At 66.8% G+C, this 18522-nt stretch carries 13 protein-coding genes and 2 pseudogenes; 7 read left to right on the top strand and 8 right to left on the bottom strand.

Annotated elements, in window-relative coordinates; genetic code table 11:
- Nucleotides 1-36 precede the first annotated feature (36 nt).
- Together GSY69_RS03495 and GSY69_RS03490 are read right to left on the bottom strand one after the other, a co-directional pair.
- Nucleotides 37-399 (bottom strand): hypothetical protein, encoded by a 363-nt coding sequence (locus tag GSY69_RS03495; RefSeq protein WP_160952499.1) that lies wholly within the window; start codon nucleotides 397-399, stop codon nucleotides 37-39.
- A 551-nt stretch (nucleotides 400-950) separates the two neighbouring features.
- Complete coding sequence (locus GSY69_RS03490) at nucleotides 951-1955, bottom strand: aldo/keto reductase family protein (protein WP_160952498.1); 1005 nt, start codon at nucleotides 1953-1955, stop codon at nucleotides 951-953.
- 209 nt (nucleotides 1956-2164) lie between these two features.
- Here GSY69_RS03490 and GSY69_RS03485 point away from each other — a divergent pair, with 209 nt between their 5' ends.
- The 6 genes and pseudogenes from GSY69_RS03485 to GSY69_RS15130 all read left to right on the top strand — a co-directional run bounded on the left by GSY69_RS03485 (nucleotide 2165) and on the right by GSY69_RS15130 (nucleotide 8550).
- Nucleotides 2165-2845 carry a hypothetical protein gene (locus GSY69_RS03485; RefSeq protein WP_160952497.1) on the top strand — a complete coding sequence of 227 codons (681 nt, stop codon included), beginning with the start codon at nucleotides 2165-2167 and terminating at the stop codon, nucleotides 2843-2845.
- The gene (locus GSY69_RS03480; RefSeq protein ID WP_160952496.1) at nucleotides 2842-4131 is read left to right on the top strand and encodes a CDP-glycerol glycerophosphotransferase family protein; all 1290 of its coding nucleotides are present in this window, start codon (nucleotides 2842-2844) and stop codon (nucleotides 4129-4131) included. The genes GSY69_RS03485 and GSY69_RS03480 overlap by 4 nt, the downstream gene beginning before the upstream one ends.
- A 167-nt stretch (nucleotides 4132-4298) precedes the next feature.
- A complete protein-coding gene (gene tagD / locus GSY69_RS03475) occupies nucleotides 4299-4691 on the top strand; it encodes a glycerol-3-phosphate cytidylyltransferase (RefSeq protein WP_160952495.1) in 393 nt (130 codons plus the stop codon).
- A 128-nt stretch (nucleotides 4692-4819) separates the two neighbouring features.
- A pseudogene (locus GSY69_RS03470) lies at nucleotides 4820-5649 on the top strand (CDP-alcohol phosphatidyltransferase family protein).
- A gap of 142 nt (nucleotides 5650-5791) precedes the next feature.
- The gene (locus GSY69_RS03465; protein WP_160952528.1) at nucleotides 5792-6727 is read left to right on the top strand and encodes a glycosyltransferase family 2 protein; all 936 of its coding nucleotides are present in this window, start codon (nucleotides 5792-5794) and stop codon (nucleotides 6725-6727) included.
- Between the two features lie 17 nt (nucleotides 6728-6744).
- On the top strand, nucleotides 6745-8550 hold the full coding sequence (locus GSY69_RS15130; protein WP_160952494.1) for a glycosyltransferase: 1806 nt from the start codon (nucleotides 6745-6747) through the stop codon (nucleotides 8548-8550).
- Between the two features lie 53 nt (nucleotides 8551-8603).
- On the opposite strand, the gene GSY69_RS03455 is transcribed toward GSY69_RS15130, so the two are convergent.
- The 3 genes from GSY69_RS03455 to GSY69_RS03445 all read right to left on the bottom strand — a co-directional run bounded on the left by GSY69_RS03455 (nucleotide 8604) and on the right by GSY69_RS03445 (nucleotide 13984).
- Complete coding sequence (locus tag GSY69_RS03455) at nucleotides 8604-9740, bottom strand: glycosyltransferase (protein WP_160952493.1); 1137 nt, start codon at nucleotides 9738-9740, stop codon at nucleotides 8604-8606.
- 32 nt (nucleotides 9741-9772) lie between these two features.
- Nucleotides 9773-12628, bottom strand: coding sequence for a CDP-glycerol glycerophosphotransferase family protein (locus GSY69_RS03450; RefSeq protein ID WP_160952492.1), 2856 nt, complete (start codon nucleotides 12626-12628; stop codon nucleotides 9773-9775).
- Between the two features lie 96 nt (nucleotides 12629-12724).
- A complete protein-coding gene (locus tag GSY69_RS03445; protein ID WP_328698750.1) occupies nucleotides 12725-13984 on the bottom strand; it encodes a CDP-glycerol glycerophosphotransferase family protein in 1260 nt (419 codons plus the stop codon).
- A gap of 168 nt (nucleotides 13985-14152) precedes the next feature.
- On the opposite strand from GSY69_RS03445, the pseudogene GSY69_RS03440 reads away from it, so the two are divergent.
- A pseudogene (locus GSY69_RS03440) lies at nucleotides 14153-15896 on the top strand (formate--tetrahydrofolate ligase).
- Nucleotides 15897-15962: 66 nt separating this feature from the next.
- Here the strand turns inward: GSY69_RS03440 and GSY69_RS03435 are convergent.
- Genes GSY69_RS03435 through GSY69_RS03425 form a run of 3 tightly spaced genes read right to left on the bottom strand, consistent with a single transcriptional unit; the run spans nucleotide 15963 to nucleotide 18507 of the window.
- Nucleotides 15963-16802: a MetQ/NlpA family ABC transporter substrate-binding protein gene (locus tag GSY69_RS03435; protein WP_160952491.1), complete on the bottom strand. Its 840-nt coding sequence runs from the start codon at nucleotides 16800-16802 to the stop codon at nucleotides 15963-15965.
- Nucleotides 16803-16855: 53 nt separating this feature from the next.
- Nucleotides 16856-17533, bottom strand: a complete 678-nt coding sequence (locus tag GSY69_RS03430; protein ID WP_160952490.1) for a methionine ABC transporter permease — start codon at nucleotides 17531-17533, stop codon at nucleotides 16856-16858.
- Nucleotides 17530-18507, bottom strand: coding sequence for a methionine ABC transporter ATP-binding protein (locus tag GSY69_RS03425; RefSeq protein WP_160952489.1), 978 nt, complete (start codon nucleotides 18505-18507; stop codon nucleotides 17530-17532). Before GSY69_RS03425 ends, GSY69_RS03430 begins: the two co-directional genes overlap by 4 nt.
- Nucleotides 18508-18522 lie beyond the last annotated feature (15 nt).

The raw sequence follows: 18522 nt of genomic DNA, 5'->3' as shown, positions 1-18522 counted from the left end.
CGACTGCCACGGTCCTCGCGGGCTGCGACGCTCGGCTCAGATGACGCGCATGAGGATGAAGCCCAGCAGGGCGATGAGCACCAGGCCCAGCAGCGCGCAGCAGGCTGCGACGCGCCGCGCGGTGACGGCGCTGCGCTCGATGTTGCGCCACTGGGGGCGATGGTCGGACCCGCTCAGGCCCTCGCTGGACCGTGCCTCGGCGGCGGGCTCGGCAGCGGTGGGGCCGGTGGCGGTGAGGCCGGTGGCGCGGCCCGAGGGGCGTGCGGGCTGACCGCCATCGTCACCCGGGCGGGTGCGCCCGGGGCTCCCCGAGCTCGCGCGCTCGGAGCCGGGTGCCTCCTCGCCTCCGGAATGCTCGCCAGCGGGCCGGCCGAGCGCAGGCCTACCGTCCTCCGGCAACACATTCCGTTCGCGTCCCCTGCCGCGACCGGGGGCAAGACGCCCACTGGCAGGGCGCCCGCCAGCGGGAGAACCGGGGCCGCCGTCACCCGTCGGCCACTGCCCGCGCGGGCCGCGCACGGCGCGCGCGGGGGCGGGGATGCGGTCGTGTTCCGGCAGTGCAGGTATCCCGTAGAGGTCGCGGTCGATCGGTCGCATGGGTGCTGTCCTCCCGTTGCTGCTGAGCCCATTCGCAGGACCCAGTCAACCGAAAGCAGAAGCGCCAGTGGGCGCGCCCGTGTGCCGGTTCGGCCACAGCCTGTGTCAGACGCCCACACCCCCGCGCCGCCGAGCGCTCAGCATCCCCCTGCCATCGAGTGCTCAGCACCCGCGCGCCCATTGCCGACGCACGCTCGTCTACCCGAAAACGCCCACCGGCCGCCGCCCACCGTTGAACGGTGGGCGGCGGCCGGTGACCGCGCGTCGCTGATCGCACACCGGTGTGCACCCCGGTGGCCCCACACCGGTGTGCGCGCCGCGCAGCCTCACACCGCTGTGCGCACCGCGCAGCCTCAGACGGGCCGTTCCTCCGGGGAGACGGTGAGCGCGGGGTCGGTCTTGGCCAGCGAGCCGATCGCCTCGTCGATCTTGGCGAGCACATCGGCCTCGAGTTTGACGCCGGCGGCCTTCGCGTTCGACTCGATCTGCTCGGGCCGGGAGGCGCCCACGAGGGCCGCGGAGACGTTGTCATTGGCCAGCACCCACGCGATCGCGAGCTGGCCCATGGTCAGGCCCAGGTCATCGGCGATGGGCTGGAGCTTCTGGACCTGGGTGAGCGTCTCGTCGTCCAGGTAGCGCTTGATGGCGTTGTCGCCGCCGGTGGAGTCCGTGGCGCGCGAGCCCTGCGGCAGCGGCTGGCCGGGCTTGTACTTGCCGGTGAGCACGCCCTGGGCCATGGGCGACCAGACGATCTGGGAGACGCCCAGCTCCTTGGAGGCCGGCACCACCTCGGCCTCGATGACGCGCCAGAGCATGTTGTACTGCGGCTGCGAGGAGATGAGCTGGATGCCCAGCTCCTGGGCGAGGCGGTGGCCCTCGCGGATCTGGTCCGCGGTCCATTCGCTCACGCCGATGTAGAGCGCCTTGCCCGCGCGCACCACGTCCGCGAACGCCTGCATGGTCTCCTCGAGCGGGGTCTCCACGTCGTAGCGGTGGGCCTGGTAGAGGTCGACGTAGTCGGTGCCGAGCCGGCGCAGCGAGCCGTCGATGGACTCGAGGATGTGCTTGCGCGACAGGCCCACGTCGTTGTGGCCCTTGGGGCCGGTGGGCCAGTAGACCTTCGTGAAGATCTCAAGCGACTCGCGGCGCTGGCCGGCCAGGGCGTCGCCCAGCACCTGCTCGGCCTTCGTGTTCGCGTAGACGTCCGCGGTGTCGAAGCTCGTGATGCCGGCGTCGAGGGCCGCGTGGATGGTCTTCGTGGCGGTCTCGTTCTCCACCTGCGAGCCGTGGGTGAGCCAGTTGCCGTAGGTGATCTCGGAGATCTTCATGCCGCTGTTGCCCAGGTACCGGAATTCCATTGCGCTCCTCGTCGGATCGTCGGTGCGGGGCGGATCGCCCCTTCTCGGCAACGCGCTCGCCCGCCGTTTGCTTCCCGGCCCCGCGCCCGAGGTGCGGGCCGGCCCCGCCCGGACCCTCGCCTCGGGCCCGGGGTGAGGGGGGCTGTCCCCCGGGCTCGCAGCGCCCGGCGGCCAAGGGGCGGTCAAGCCCCGGCTCCTATACTGCCTGCGTGGACACTCACGCGATCCCCGATCCCACCTCGGTGCGGCTTCCCCAGGTCCAGGCGCAGTACGCGGCGGACCGGCGGGCGGCCCGCGAGGTGTTCGGCGACGCGCAGCCGTGCGCCATGGGCGTCATGATCCTCAACGAGCGGCCCGCCGGCGGCGGGGAGGCGGACGAGCCCGTCCTGGGGGACAACCGCTACCCGTACCTGCACTTCGCGGACCAGCAGGTGCTCAGGCATCGGCTGCTCACGCCCGTGCAGCACGTGCCGGACCTTGCGGCCCTGCGCCGCAGCCGCCCGGATGCCTGGACGGCCTTCCACCGCCGCGCCGATGAGCTGCGCGCGGCCGGCTGCGCCGTCTTCGTCCACGGTGCCGGTTCGGGCGCCATGAGCGTTGCCGCCCACGTTCACGCCCACGTGTTCGAGCTGGGGGACAAGCTCACCCGTGTCGCCTACGACCGCGCCAGCGGGCGAGTGGAGATCTGGGCGGGGGGCACGTGCCTCGTCGACGAGCCCAACCCGGCCGCCCGGTCCTGGGATGTCCGGCCGTGGTTCCCGGAGCCCAGCGCGTGCGATGCGCGCTACGAGGAGGTGTTCGGCGCCCCCGCGGGCGGTGCCGGCGCCCGCGAACCTATGGGCGGTGCGCACGATCGCGCGGCGCGAGTGATCCCCGGAGGAGCAGCATGAGCAGTATCGGACGCACCCTGTCGGGCGCGGTGAGCAGGGCGGGCCACCTGGCGCGCAGCGGTTCGCGCGTGGTGGGAGGCGTGGTCAGCGACCGGTTCGCGGAGGAGCGGCTGAGCCCGCGGTTCGCACCGCATCGGGGCGATCGGTTCGTCGCCGCCGCGTATTTCGCGGCGGATCACTCGTCGCTCTACCAGCTCGAGCAGTGGCTGTGGTCGTTCGAGCGGCTGGCCGAGCGGCTGCGCGAGCAGACGGCGGAGGCGGAGCCGTTCGGCATCCTGTGCCGATCGGCGCGCAACGCCACGGCGATCGCCGCGCAGACCAGCCTGCCGGTGCGGTTTTCCCGCCTGGTGTCCGGCATGGACGCGTTCATGTCGCAGCCGGGCCTGCGCGCGGTCTTCTACGTCAATCAGTCGACGCTGAACTTCCAGGGGCTGCGCTATCCGCGGCCGGCCCACGTGCACCTCAGCCACGGGGAGAGCGAGAAGTCCTCGATGATCTCCAATCAGCTCAAGGCCTACGACGCGGTGTTCACGGCGGGGCGGGCGGCGCGCGAGCGGATCGAGCGCGCGCTCGTCGGCCTGCCGGCCGAGCGCCTGTTCGACGTGGGCCGCCCCCAGCTCGACCGGCCCGTGCGGGTGCCCGCCGCGTGGACCGACCTGGCGGGGGAGGGGGAGTCCGCGGTCCGGCGGGCCGCGCCCATCGTGTTCTACGCGCCCACGTGGGAGGGGGATTCGCCTGCCATGGCGTATGGGGCCCTGCCCGCGTCCGGTGAGGCGATCGTCAGGGGTCTGCTGGCCGAGGGGGCGCGCGTGATCTACCGGCCGCACCCGCGCACGGGCGTGCTCAGGCCGGCCTTCACCCAGGCCCACCGCGCGATTGTGGAGCTGCTCGCGGACGCTCCGGGTTCGCTCGTGGATGAGGGCTCTGCCGTGGGGTGGCAGTTCGAGGTCGCCGATGCGTGCGTGGGGGAGATGTCATCGCTCGCCTTCGATTGGCTGACGACGGGCAAGCCGCTGGTGCTCGTGAAACCTGCGGATGCGCGCGCCGAGGTGCAGCCTGACGGGCTGTTCACCCGGGTTCCCAGCGTGCAAGCCGGCGCCCCCGATGCCGCCGAGGCGGTGATCCGCGTGCTCCTGCGTGAGCCGCAGGCCGAGGGGCTGGTCGAGGCTGCGGAGTACTACCTGGGCGACACGCGGCCGGGTGAGCAGCAGCGCAGGTTTGAGGAGGCGGCCACGCGGGTGGTCCAAGAGCGCAACGCGATCTTCGGTGGTTTTGAGCGCAGCTGAACGGTTCGTTTCCGCCAGGGAATCGTCGGTTCAGTCCGCATCTCAGCCCTCGGCGCGGGCGTGAATCTTGGCCGCCAGGTGAACTGCGGGTTAATCTGGTGGTCTCAGTATCGCGCGGCTTCGTATCCGCGTCGCAAGCATGCTCTACAACTCAGAGGACGGTACCTATGCGCCGTGTCATCACCTACGGCACGTTCGACCTGCTCCACTACGGTCACATCCGGCTACTCCAGCGCTGCAAGGCGCAGGGGGACTACCTCGTGGTCGCGCTGTCGAGCGACGAGTTCAACGCGGGCAAGGGCAAGAAGTCGTACTTCTCGTATGAGGACCGCAAGAACATGCTCGAGGCCATCCGCTATGTCGACCTCGTGATCCCGGAGGAGACGTGGGAGCAGAAGCGCGATGACATCGAGCGCTTCCACATCGACAAGTTCGTCATGGGCGACGACTGGGCCGGAAAGTTCGATGACCTGCAGGATGCCTGCGAGGTCATCTACCTTCCGCGCACCCCGGAGATCTCCACGACCCAGATCAAAAACGATCTGTCTGCGCGCAGCTGACGCGCTCCCTTCGGGTCGATTCTCAGGAATCGATGTCACAGTCGAATCCGCTGTCCCGTTTATGAACGGGAAGTAAACTGGCGCCGATCATTGTGCCGTTTGCCCCCGTCAACGAAGGAGACGCCGTGCTGAGTACACGCGATCGGCCCGCGCGTCCTACGCTCGCCCAGCTGCGGGCTGTGGCGCAGCCGCCCGAGGTGCGCTCGCGGAAGAACGCGGAGCACTGGACGGCTCAGCTCTACCTGCGCCACATCTCGATCTACACCACCGTTCTGCTGGTGCGCACGCGCATCAGCGCCAACGGTGTCACTGGGCTGATGATCCTCTCCGGCTGGTGCATCGCCGCGGCCCTCTTGCTGCCAGGGATATGGGGGGCGATCCTTGCTCTGTTCTTCTCGCAGCTGCAGATGTATCTGGACTGCTGTGACGGAGAAGTCGCCCGTTGGCGTGGGACCCAGGGGCCCAAGGGCGTGTTCCTCGACAAGGTGGGCCACTATACGACCGAAGGGCTTGTCGCCTTTGCGCTCGGTGCCCGCGCCGTAGGCCATCTCAGCCTCGTGCACGCGGCGCCGGGAGTCGCGTATCCCTATCTGCTGGGCGGTGCAGTGCTCTGCTCGCTGGTGCTGCTGAACAAGGCGCTCAACGACATGGTGCACGTCGCGCGCGCCTTCAATGGCCTGGACAAGCTGCCGGACAGTGCGGAAGCCACGGGCATTCCTTCCGGGTTCCTCGCGAAGCTCAAGCGTGCCGCGCGGTTCGTGCCCTTTCACCGGATCTTCCATTCCGTCGAGATGCCATCCTCGCGGTTGCTGCGGCCGTGGTGAGTCTTGTATCCGGTGCAGTTGGTGGTCCGCCGCTGCTGGGCGAACGCCTGCTCGTGGTGGCGATGGTGCCACTGTGTGCCTTGGCCGTCGTTGGGCACTTCGTCTCCATCATGGCGTCGAGGCGGTTGCGCTGACATGCCCAATGACCCTGAGCTGAACGACCTCGACCCCGCACACTCCACGGCGCATGAAATCCTTCCGACCGCGGAGGACAGAGCGCAGCGCGAATACGATGCGGTGCGCCAAAGCGCGCGCGAGCGCCGGCGCGCCGAGCGCATGGCCCGCGCGACGCTCCTGCACGAACCCGCCCAGTCAGAGCGCCCCCGCAACGGGCGCAAGTACTCGTTCGGCGTGGTGGTGCTCACGCAGGGCAAGCGCCCTGATGATCTTCGCCGCGGCCTGGAATCGCTGCTCGCACAGAAGGGCGTGGAACTTGACGTCGTCTGCGTGGGCAACGGGTGGGACCCCGTGGGCCTGCCGGGGTCCGTCAAGACCGTCATGCTGCCGGAGAACGTGGGCATTCCCGCAGGTCGCAATCAGGGCGTGCAGTACGTGGACGGCGAGTTCCTGTTCTTCCTGGATGATGATGCGTGGCTGCCGGACGACACCACGCTCATGCAGATGGCCCAGCTCATGCGCACGAAGCCCAGCATTGGTCTCATCCAGCCCCGTGTCGCAGATCCCACCCGCGACGATGCGCCCAAGCGCTGGATTCCGCGGCTGCGCAAGGGCAGCCCCGATCATTCGTCCAACGTCTTCTCTGTGTGGGAGGGTGCGGTGTGCCTGCAGCGGAAGGCCTACGACCGTGCAGGGGGTTGGCCCGCGCCGTTCTGGTACGCCCATGAGGGCATTGAACTCGCATGGCGAGTGTGGGACGCCGGTTACCAGGTGTGGTACATGGGCGAGCTCACCGTGGCGCACCCGGTCATGGACCCCAAGCGGCACGCGGAGTACTTCTACATGAATGCGCGTAATCGCGTGTGGCTGGCTCGCCGCAACCTACCCTGGCCATTCAGTTGGGCCTACGTGGGATCGTGGACAGCTGTGCAGACACTGCGCTGGCGCAAGAGCCCCGAACAGCTCAAGCCCTGGTTCAACGGGTGGAAAGACGGATGGCGCGATGATCCTTGGGCAGACGATGAGGAACCTCACAAGCTCTCGAGCAGGGGCCTGCTCACCATGTCCGTACACGGCCGACCGCCGGTGATCTGAGAACGAGAACGAAACCCGTGAACCTTTTCAGCGCAACGCGCGCACGCCTGACGTCGATGTGGGCGAAGGATCGCACTCCCGGTCGCGTTCCCGATCTGGCGTTCTACGACCTCACGTGGGGGATCCCCCGCAACTACGGCGGCATGACGAGTGTCCTCCTACACAGATCGGGGACGTTCGGTGAATACCTGGACAAGCCCGTAGAGATTCTGACGCTAGACCCAGCCCTGGATGTGACGCAGGAGAATCAGCGACTGCGCGAGGCGGGTGCTCTCGGTTCGAAGTCAACGATCCGGGGCCTGTGGCAGGAGCTCTTAGCCGCAGACGACGACGAGCTCCGAGCGTGGTTCGGAGAACCGCTAGAGCCCGAAGAGCGGTGGTCACCCGCCGATCTGCCCACGCCTCCAGGAACCCCGACTGGCATGGGTCGGACAGAGTGGCGTGACGGGTCGACGGTGTCCGTTGTCCGGTTCGATCGTCCCGACGGCAGCATCGCGGTGCTGGATGATCGCCGGGAGGGTCGCGTGATCACGGTGTTCTCCCACGAGGGGAGGATACTCGCGCGATACAAGCGCATGCGGAACTTCTACTTCGCGTGGTTCGACCATCTCATGGGAGCGACCCCGGCGGTACTCATCAACGAATCGAAGACAGTGGGTGCGTGGGTGCATTCCTATAGGCGTAGGAACGTGCTGCTGTGCCAAGTGCTCCATAACAGCCACCTGGAGCCCGGCGCGACGTCGCTCTACGGACCGTTTACGCCGTCGCGCATCAAGATGCTGGAAAACAACGAGGCGTTCGATCTTCTCGCCTTCCTGACGCAACAGCAGAAGTCGGAATTCGAGGTGGCGTTCGGGGAGGAGCCGAACCGGGTTGTGCTGCCGAACTCGCGCGCCTTCACCTCCTTGCCTGCCGCAGACGCGGACACCCGGCGCCGGGGGAGCGGCATCGTGCTCGCAAGCCTGGATGCGCGCAAGCGCGTCGACCATGCGATCGAAGCCGTAGCCGGCGTCGTCGGTAGTGCCGGGGAACAGGTCACTCTCGACATCTTCGGGGAGGGCCGGTTGCGTGGTGACCTCGAAGAGATGGTCTCGCGGTTGGGCCTTGAGTCTGCCGTGCACGTGAGAGGTTATACAACGAATGTCCAAGCGCAGCTGCGGGACCATTCGTTCCTTATGCTCAGCAGCCGAGCCGAGGGGATGGGGCTTGTGCTGGTCGAAGCCATGGCTCAGGGGTGTATTCCCATTGCCTATGACGTGAGGTACGGCCCAAGCGACATTATCGAGCACGGTCGGAACGGCTTCCTCGTACCCGATGGTGAACCCCTAGCGCTTAGCGCAGCAGTCGATCACTTCCTCGGGCTTCCGGAAGAGGAGGTCGCAGCCCTCCGTAGCGCCGCCGTGGCGCGTGCGCGCGACTTCGACGACGCGAGGATCGCCCAAGCGTGGAAGCAGGCAATCGACACCGCCTGGAAACACAAGGAGGCCGCGGAGCCGGAGCCCCCGAAGCCGCAGCTTGTGCGAGTCGAACAGGAGCGGGAGAACGCCGGAGGCACTGCTTATACGGTCGTCCTCCACGAGGATCCCGCGCAGCCCATCACCGCGGAACTCGTCGCGGATGTCGTTTCCGAGGGCCACCGCTATGGGTTGCGCGTCGTAGCCAAACGCTGCGATTCGGCCGCTCCCGCTACCTACCGGTTCGTGGTGCCCGCAGGTGTTCTGCCCGACAGTGCAGAGGGTTCATGCGCTGTGTATGTGCGCTTCCGCGGCTCCCGCTTGCAACGGCGAATCAAGGTAGGCACCGTTTCCGTCGGGAGCGAATAGGGGCACTCGTCCTTCAGATTGGCGGTGTGCGCGGGAGTCTGTCGTAAGTCGCCTCAGAATGTGAGTTCCCGCAGCTCCTCTTCCCACTGTGCAACCACGTTCTCCGGCAGGTAGCGCTTCGACGATTCGGCTATCCGTTGTGAGAATGCACTCAACAGGGTGTCGTCTTGAGCCAGCGCCCTCATTCTGTCAGCGAGTTCAGCGACGCTGTTCTGAGTGACGATGAACCCATCCACCTGATCATCAATCAGATCGTGGACGCCGGGTGCACAGTCGAAGGCAACCGATGGGACTCCCAACAGCCCGGCTTCTACGATCGCGATGGGAAGCCCCTCGTTCTGCGAGGACAGGATATGGACGCTCGACGAGGACAGCGCATTGCCCACGTCGTCGGTCTTGCCCATGAGCGTCACGCGTGGAATCTTCAGCTCGCGAATCAGGCTTTCGAGTGCCTCTCGCTCCGGCCCCTCACCGTAGAGCTCTGCTGACCACTCCGGCAGTTGGTCGGCCACGCTGGCCCAGGCGCGCAGGAAATAGTCCAGCGACTTGATCTTGTCGTAGCGGCCCAGCGACGCGAAGACTTTCCTGCGTGCAGGCGCATCGTGTGTGGGCAGTGCGACCGGATTCGCAATCCATCCCACGTTGTTGAGCCCCGCCGCGGCGAATTCCTGCGCGTCTGCGGCGGAGAGGCAGATGAAGCGATCAACGCCCGTGTAGGACTGCAGGACGCGTCGCATATCGCCAATGGCCTTGGCCTCGCGCGCGGACCCGTGGTACTGCCCGATCACGCGGGGGTGCTGCGGATTGGCGGGGTCATAGCCCGCCTCGATCATGTGCTCCATCCCGTAGACCTGCGTGCAGATGATGACGGTGTTCGGGCCCCATTGAGGCAGGAGTTCGCGCAGCTTGTCGACCGCCTCACGGCGCAGTCTCATGCGACGCGAGTAGCGCAGCCGCCGTGCAGGGTTCAGCCGGTGCTCCAGCGTCTTGAGCGTCCAGGCTTCCGGAATCTGCGACGACATGAGTGTGCGCTCCGTGATCTGCTGCGGCCGGTCCATCGGCTGATAGTGACCAGCAGGTGCCGGGGCCACTCCGACAAGTTCAACGGTGTGTCCGCGGTTGAACAGTTCGAGACTGAGGCGGTGCATGAAACGACCGATGCCGCCGAGCCGGTCGATGTCGTTGCCCATCACAACGACCTTGTCAATATGCTGTGACATCGTCAGCGTGCTCCCCACACGGTATCCACCGTCCGTTCCGACGCATCCCCGGGTTCTTTGCCCGCGAATGTGTCTCTGAAGGCGTGGCGCTGCCGGCGGTAGGAGTCGGAGTCCATGCAGCTTCTTACCTTCTCCTGCAGATGCTGTTGTTCGAAGACGAGGGGGCCGGGCGCATGTTCGCGGAGGCTGAAGTACGTGCCGCGCACCGATTTCTCGTACCGCTCCAGGTCATAGGCGTAGAGCACCTGCGGCCGGTCTAGGGCAAGGTAGTCGAACATGATGCTCGAGTAGTCGGTGACCAGCAGATCGGCGGCCTGCATGGGCAACGTCGCGTCGGGCATAGAAGACACATCGACCACATGAGGACGAATACGAGCGGGTACCGAGATGCGGTTCAGGTAGTGGCAGCGAAGAAGGAGCTGTGTGTCTTCTGACATTGTTTCGACCCAGGCGTCAAGGTCGAGCGGAATCTCGATACGGCCCCGCTCGGTATCGCGGAACGTGGGTGCGTAGAGCACCGTGCGACGAGTGGTGTCGAGACCGAGCACTGCTTTCGCCGCCGCCGTCGCGGCGACGTCGGTCCGTGCGAGCACGTCGTTGCGAGGGGTACCGTGCGGCAGCAGCGTGGCTTTCACATCGAATGCCGGAACGAATACGCGCTCGAAATACTCGGACGGCACAGTGAGGTAATCCCAATACGCGGTGCGCCGAGTGAGATCCGCAGCTTTCTGAGGCGAGGCATAGGCGTATTCGGGCTGATCGAGTCCCATCTTCTTCAGCGGGATGCCATGCCATGTCTGCACGTAGGTCTGCTGGGGCCGCTTCCTGAAGACGGCGGGCAGGGTCTGATTGTCGATGAGGTAGGCACTTCGGGCCAAGGCCCACAGGTAGGCGAGCGAACCGCGAATGACGGTGTTCGACCGCCCGCCGGCCCAGCTGCTGTTCGCCGACTGGTCAACTGACCACAGGACCGTGTGCCTCGCACGCCGTTCAAGTGCTGCGGCAATCGCGCCCGGCGAGTCACCATGGGATCGCCCCATTTGAGCTTCTGCGAACACCTGAGTCTTCTTGAGCGGCAGCGACCGGAAGAGCCGGTACGCAGCCGCAGCGAACGAGCCGTTGAGATCCTTCAGCGGCAGGGCCTTCGCTGCGTGAGCGGCCCGCGCGGTCGAGGTGACCGGTGCAAGCAACGCCCGCAGGCGAGCGCGTTGCGACCTGACCTTTGCGGGGCGCAGGGCGAGCGTATTCGCCACCGTCTTATAGGGCCGGTACTTTGCATTGAACACTCGGCTGAGGCGCGAGGAGAACCCGATCCTCTTCTGCGCGAGCTTGATCTTCTTGGTGATGAAGATGCCGGAGGTGTTGACCACCTCATCGCTCCGTAGGTCGACGCGCAATGTCAGGCGCGGAAGCGACAGGAAGTCCGCGTCGCCGGGCAACGAAAGGGTTGTATTCCACTCATAGCGCGCATGCGCTGAGTCCCACTGCGCATTGATCGGAGCCGTCCAGGAGCGCCGGAGACCGGTGCGTTCCACAACGCGCAGTGTCCAACTGAGGTCGGGAGCCGCGACCAGCGCACGGAGTGGATCATCGGTCGTGCCGACGATGGTGAGGGAGTGGCCATCCGTCGCACGGTGCAGCGATTCGATGCGATGTGCGAAGCGTGCGTTCGGCCACGGGACCGCGACTTCTGCTAGCTGTGCGGTTGCGAGGTTCAGCGCGAGCGTCGGAGCTGGAGATGTGCTGAGGGCTTCGTGTTCCCAAAGCAGGATGTGGCCCGACACCTCGACCACACCGGCGAGGTCCGTCTCGTGGCGCAGCATTCGCGCGGCATGGCGCACGAGGTTCGGCTGTCCGGAGAGAATCGCGGCTGCGCCGAAGCGCTGTTGATAATCGAGTTCTGCAGTGACCTCGGCCGGGACAAGTCGAATAAGCGGCTGGAGTTCAGCGAGCACTTGTCGCGCAAAATCGTCGTCATCGCTGTCAGCGATGTCATTGATGAACAGCCGCGTATCGTGCACGATGATCTTGATGTACGCCTCGCGCAGAAAAGCGGGCGCATCGTGCGCGCGAATGATGTCCAGGACCCTCTGGACTGCTGCAACACGTGAGCGGACATTGTGCAGGGTGTCGCGCTGGTGCGTGATCGATTTGCGCATGGCCGTTGGATAGGTATTCCACGTGTAGATGACCTCGGGAATGACCGTGATGCCCTTGGCGGCGATCTGCACGGCTGCGGCGAAGACCAAGTCTTCGTAGTGAATATCCTCTGGGTAGCGAAGATCATTCGCGCGCAGGAATTCGGTGCGGCAGGCCTTCGCAACCGAAGTATCGCGAATGAGCTCGGGATCTTCCTCGATGGAGGCAAGCGTGCGGGCCTCGCCAAAGAGCCGCGAGTACCATCCGGTCGTCTTCTGGCGGGCAGTATCGAAGCGCTCCGTGCGACCCATGATGAGGTCAGAGCCATCACGATCGCCGGCCCGAACCACGTTCGCGCAAGCGTGGCGCTCAAGTGCGTCGTCGCTGTCCAGAAACATGACGTAGCGACCGCGGGCGCGCTGGATGCCCAGGTTTCGAGGCGCCCCGGCGCTTCCGGTGTTCTTCGGCAGCGCAATCGCAGTCACACGACGGTCGCGCGCTGCGAGCTGCTGTGCGACTGCGAACGACGCGTCGGACGAACCATCGTCGACGACAAGAACCTCGACTGCGCTCAGCGTTTGGGTGAGCACCGAGCCGATCGCCGCCGCGACGTGCGATTCGTCGTTGTAGACCGCGATGATGACGCTGACCAGCGGCTCACCGTCGGCAGCGGGAATGATGGCCCCTCGTTCGGGTCGTGGCCGTTCGATACTACTCACCGGTGTTCGCTTCTCCTTGCTGCCGTGCGATCGATGGCGTGGGGACGGGACTCGGCACGAGTTCGGCAATTCTAGTCGCGCGGCGGGCGGAATTCGCTAGCCTGCTTCGACGGCTCCGCTGTCACGGGTCTCGGTATGCCCGCGGAGTTCGTCTTCGCGTTCCCTCAGCAACGTTGTCACTGCCCCTACGAACGCCTCGAGAGAACTTCCAACAGCACCTGCGCCGAAGTAGTGCGTGCGCATCTTGGCGCGGGTTCCCGCTTCCTGGTCCTCGTGGAGCATCGTGGTAATGAGACCTCTAATGTCATCGGCATTCGCCTCACTGAGCACCGGGGTAGCGCGGGTAATTGGGGCTTCTGTGTGGAGCGTTTCCGGGTCGTTCCGACGGTCCGTGAGCAGCAACGGTTTCTCTGGGCGCATATAGAGGAAGTCGAGCCCCACGCTGGAGACATCGGTGATCATGAGGTCGACGGCTTCGAACATGCCGAGGATATTTCCCTGCATTTGCACGCAGTGCTCACCCCCGGCGGCTTCTATGAGCGCCAGGATTTCGGCGTTGGCCTTTGCGATTACCGGGTCGGCGCTGTTCTCCACCCTTGGGTGGGGCTTGTATACGAGGCGCACACCGCCTAGTCCTAGGACGGCCCGGACGATCTGCGGGCCGTAGGCGTCAACCGAGGTGTAGTTGTTCGCATCGTTCTCGCCTTCCCAGGTGGGTGCGTACATGACGGTTGTCAGCACCGTGCGCGGCAGGACATTGGGGGCGGGGATGTCGAGCTGCGGCCTACCAATCCTCATAAGCTTCGACTCGTCGAAGTCGAGCAGGGCGCGGCGGTGGCGCTCGACCGCTGCCTGACCTGCCACGAAGACGCGGTCGTAGGCCTTCGCCTGGTTGGATACCATGCTGATCTTGTCGCTCTCGCCGTGATTGACGTGGACGTGGACCATGGGTGCATACCCCAGCGCCTGAAAGTTCGTCATGCCGTTGTTCACATAGATCGCCAGGCGGCAGTGTGACCGGAACAGCATGTTCATGAAGTCCAGGAACCGGCGCTGGTAGACAATAGGCAGATTCGTGTGTTCGGAGACGGCCGCGATTGCACTGGGCCTCCGGAGCACGATTGCCACACGGTGGTGCTTGGCGAGTTCCTCCAGGACCGGCAACCACTGAATGAGTTGGTAGGTTTTGGCCCGGGCGTCGCCAAAATAGGCGATCACCTCGGCGTCGATGCTCTCCTTCTCGTACTGCGCCTCGAGATGTGTGTAGTCCGGGATGCCTCGAATCCAACGGCTTGTCCGCTTCCAAGCAGGCGAACTCAGTGCTCGGCGGATGGTGTTGCGCAGCAGTCCGGCCACGGATCGTCCTTACGGTAGGGGCAGAGTCAGCGACCGATTCTAGTTAGTTCCGCTTGAAACAGCATGTGCACCGGACGGGTGCCCCGCGGGAGATGGAAAGCCTCGTTGGTGTGTTGCTCCTGGCGCCGACACCTCCCGTCCATCTACCTACGGTGGCAGGATGACACCATGACGACCGATCTGGACATTGCCAGCGCCGCCACTATCCTGCCGATCGGCGACATCGCCGCCTCACTGGGCCTGAGTGCGGACGACATCACGCCGTTCGGGCACGACAAGGCCAAGATCCCGGCCATGCGCGTCATCGAGAACCGCGATGCGGCGGGCTCGAGCGGTCTCGGCAGGCTCATCCTCGTCACCGCCATGAGCCCCACGCCGGCGGGCGAGGGGAAAACGACGACCAGCATCGGGCTGGCCGATGGCCTCAGCCGGCTGGCCGAGGAGGAGGGCTGGCAGGTACCCGTTGGCCGTGCGCCGGCAGTGCTCGCACTCCGAGAGCCCAGCCTGGGGCCCGTGTTCGGCATGAAGGGCGGCGCCGCGGGCGGTGGCTACGCTCAGGTCCTTCCCATGGAGGACATCAACCTTCACTTGACGGGTGACTTCGCGGCCATCGCACTGGCCAACAACCTTGCGGCCGCCATGGTCGACAACCACATCCACCATGGCAACGAGCTGCGCATCGATCCGCGGCGCGTGGAGATCCGTCGAGTCGTTGACCTCAACGATCGCGCCCTGCGCCAGCTGGCAATCGGACTGGGCGGGTACACCGGGGGCATGCCGCGTGAGGATGCGTTCGACATCGTGGTGGCAAGCGAGGTCATGGCCGTGTTCTGCCTGGCCACCTCGCTGCGCGACCTCAAGGCGCGCCTGGGCCGCATCGTCGTGGCGCGCACGTTCGACAAGCAGCCGGTGACGGTCGCCGATCTGGGAATAGCGGGTTCACTCACGGCCCTGCTGCGCAACGCGCTCTCGCCCAACCTCGTCCAGACCATCGAGCACACCCCGGCGTTCGTCCACGGCGGCCCGTTCGCCAACATCGCCCACGGCTGCAACAGCGTGCTCGCCACCACCGCCGCGCTCACCCATGGAATGTACGCGGTGACCGAGGCGGGATTCGGCGCAGATCTGGGAGCGGAGAAGTTCCTCGACATCAAGTGCCGGGCGGCGGGCATCTGGCCCTCCGCCGCGGTCGTCGTGGCCACCGTGCGGGCGCTGAAGTTCCACGGGGGAGTGCCCAAGGCGGAACTGGAGACGGAGAACGTTCAGGCGATCGCCGCGGGCATGGCCAACCTCGACCGGCACATCGAGAACCTGACGGAGGTCTACGGGCTGCCCGTGGTCGTCAGCCTCAACCGCTTCCCCTCGGATACGGATGCGGAGGTCGAGGCAGTGCTCGCCACGCTGCGCTCGCGCGGGGTGGCGGCCGAGGCGGCCGAGCACTGGGCATTCGGCGGCCGCGGTGCCCTCGACCTCGCCCGTGCCGTCGTGCGAGCCGCTGGCGGGCCGGGACGGCAAGACGCAGGCACAGCCGGCCCAGCCGAGCGGTTTGCCTACCCGCTGGAGCTGCCGCTGGCCGAGAAGATCGAAGCCGTTGCGCGCAGGATCTACGGCGCCGGCTGCGTCGAGCTGCCCGCGGCGGTCAGGCGGAAGCTCGCGATGTTCGAAGCAGACGGCTGCGGGAACCTGCCGGTCTGCATTGCGAAGACCCAGTACTCCTTCAGCACGGACCCCGCCGCCCCGGGGAGCGCCGAGCGGCCACACGCTGAGCGTGCGCGACGTGCGGCTGAGCGCGGGCGCGGGGTTCGTCGTGGCGATCTGCGGGGACATCATGACGATGCCCGGGCTGCCGAAGTCCCCGGCCGCGCTGCGCATCGACGTGGATGACGACGGCACGATCACCGGCCTGTTCTGAGCGCCCGCCAGCGCCGCACCGGCCGGTGCGGCGCTGGGCTCGCCGCGCGCCGGACCCGGCCGCGACTCAGAACGCCGGCAGAACGGCGCCGTCCTTCCACTTGTCCTCGATGTACTTCTTCACCTCCGGCGAGTGCAGGAGGCCGTCGAGCTCCTTGAGTTTGTCGTTGTCCTCATCCGCCTTCCGCACGGCAAGGAAATTCGCGTAGGGGTTGTCCTTCGCGGACTCCACGAGGATGCCGTCCTTCGTCGGCGACAGGCCCGCCTCGATCGCGTTGTTGCCGTTGATGACGCTCGCGTCGACGTCGGCCAGGGAACGAGCGAGCTGTGCGGCATCGGCCTCGACGAACTTCAGGTGCTTGGGATTGTCCGCGACGTCGTGAACGGTGGCATCCGCGGCCGTCTTCCCATCGGCCAGCGTGATGACCTTCGCTTTGGCCAGCAGGTCCAGGGCGCGGCCCTGGTTGGACGGGTCGTTGTTGATGCCCACCTGAGCGCCGTCCTTGAGGTCCTTGACGTTCTTGACCTTCTGCGAATACAGCGCGAAGGGCTCGATGTGGATGCCGGAGTAGTGGGCCAGGTCGTAGCCCTGGCCCTTGACCTCGGATTCGAAGTACGGCTCGTGCTGGAAGTAGTTGGCGTCGAGATCCCCGTCCACCAGCGCCTTGTTCGGCGCCGTGTAGTCCGTGTACTCCTTGACCTCGATCTTGAGATTCTTCTGACCGGCCAGCTTGTCGCCCACAAAGCGCAGGATGTCCGCCTGCGGCACGGGGGAGGCACCCACCGTGAGGGTCGTGACCCCGTTGTTCTCCTTGCCCACGGCCTCGTCATCGCCCTTGAACAGGCCGCATCCGGACAGGGCGAGGGTGGCTGCGGTCAGGGCCGCGAGAGGGATCAGTGCGCGCAAGGGAATTCCTTATCTTCGAGTGCGATGGGCAGAAACAGGTGATGAGGCAGCGCTCAGCGCCGGTGGTCGGCCAGGCGGGCCAGCCGGTCGCCGGCGAACTGGATGGCTACGACGACGAGGACGAGCAGTGCAATGCAGGCGATCATGACATCGGACTGATAGCGCTGATAGCCGTAGGAGATCGCGAGCGCGCCCAGGCCGCCGCCGCCCACGGCTCCGGCCATGGCGGTGTAGGACACGAGTGTCACCGCGGTCACTGTGGCGCCGCTGATGAGACCGGGCAGCGCCTCGGGCACCATGACCTGGCGGATGATCTGGCCGTTTGCGGCGCCCATCATCTGCACCGCTTCCACCTTGCCGTGGGGCACATCGCGCAGCGCGGCCTCGACGAGCCGGGCGAAGAACGGGATGGCCCCCACGCTCAGAGGCACGACCGCGGCTTGCCAGCCCAGCGCGGTGCCCACCATGAAGCGGGTGAAGGGGATCAGCGCGATCATGAGGATGATGAAGGGAATCGAGCGCCCCAGGTCCACGAGCGCGCTGAGCGCGCGGTGCACCGCGGGCCGTGGGGCCAGGCAGCCCCGCGCCGTCGCCCACAGCCAGATCCCCAGCGGCAGGCCCAGCAGCACGGAGATGAGCGCGGCGAACGCGGTCATGAGCAGCGTCTGACCGAGCGCGGGCAGCAGCTCGGCGGTGATGGCCGGGTTGTCCAGCCACATGGGATGGTTCATGCCGCCTCCTCCACATGGATGCCGGCGGCTCGCAGCGCGCCGCTCAGCGCCTGCGCATCGTCGGTGAGCAGCCGCAGCCGGCCCACCTGCAGGCCGTCGATCGTCTCCAGGGTGCCCGCCTCGACGCCCGCAATGGGCGCGCCCGCCGTCTCGGCCAGCGCGAAGAGCTCCGGGACCGAGGTGCCCGCCAGCGCAACCTGCACGCTGGCCCGGCCGCTGGCTCGCACCTCGGCGGCGCTGTCCTCCCTGCCCTCCGGCAGGGGCAGCAGGTCGCGGGCGAGCGCGGTGCCCGGCTCGCCGAGCACCCGCCGCAGCGAACCGGTGCTCGCCACGCGGCCATCGGCCAGGAGGGTGACCGCATCGCAGGCCTCGCGGACGACGGACATCTCATGGGTGATGATGAGCACGGTGATGCCCAAGGACTCGCGCAGCGAGGCGATGAGGCTGAGGATCTGGGCGGTCGTGGCCGAATCGAGCGCGGAGGTGGGCTCGTCGCACAGCAGGATCCGCGGCTGCGCCGCCAGCGCCCGGGCAATGCCGACCCGCTGTTGCTGACCGCCGGAGAGCTGGGCCGGGTGATTGTCCGCCCGATCGCCCAGGCCCACGAGGTCGAGCAGCTCGGCCGCGCGACGGCGGCGCTCGGCGCGGCCCACCCCCGCCACCTTGAGCGGATGGGCGACGTTGCCCGCCGCCGTGAGCGAATCGAGAAGGTTCGCGTGCTGGAAGACCATGCCGATGCTGCGGCGGGCCCGACGCAGCGCCGCCCCGCGCTGGGCGGTGATGTCGATCCCGTCGATGACGGCCGAGCCGGAGGACGGCCGCTCGAGGCCGGTTAGGCAGCGGATGAGCGTGGACTTGCCCGCGCCGGAGCGGCCGACGATGCCGTGGATCTGCCCGGCGGGCACGCTGAGGTCGATGCCGTCGAGGGCGACGGTGCCGGCGAACTCCTTGCGCAGTCCGGCCAGTTCGATCACGGGGACTCCTTCGCA

Origin of the sequence: Brevibacterium rongguiense (assembly GCF_009857845.1) — a bacterium.
Taxonomy (GTDB): Bacteria; Actinomycetota; Actinomycetes; order Actinomycetales; family Brevibacteriaceae; genus Brevibacterium; species Brevibacterium rongguiense.
The sequence above is the reverse complement of the archived record's forward strand: the minus strand, read 5'-3'. Positions and strand labels throughout refer to the sequence as shown.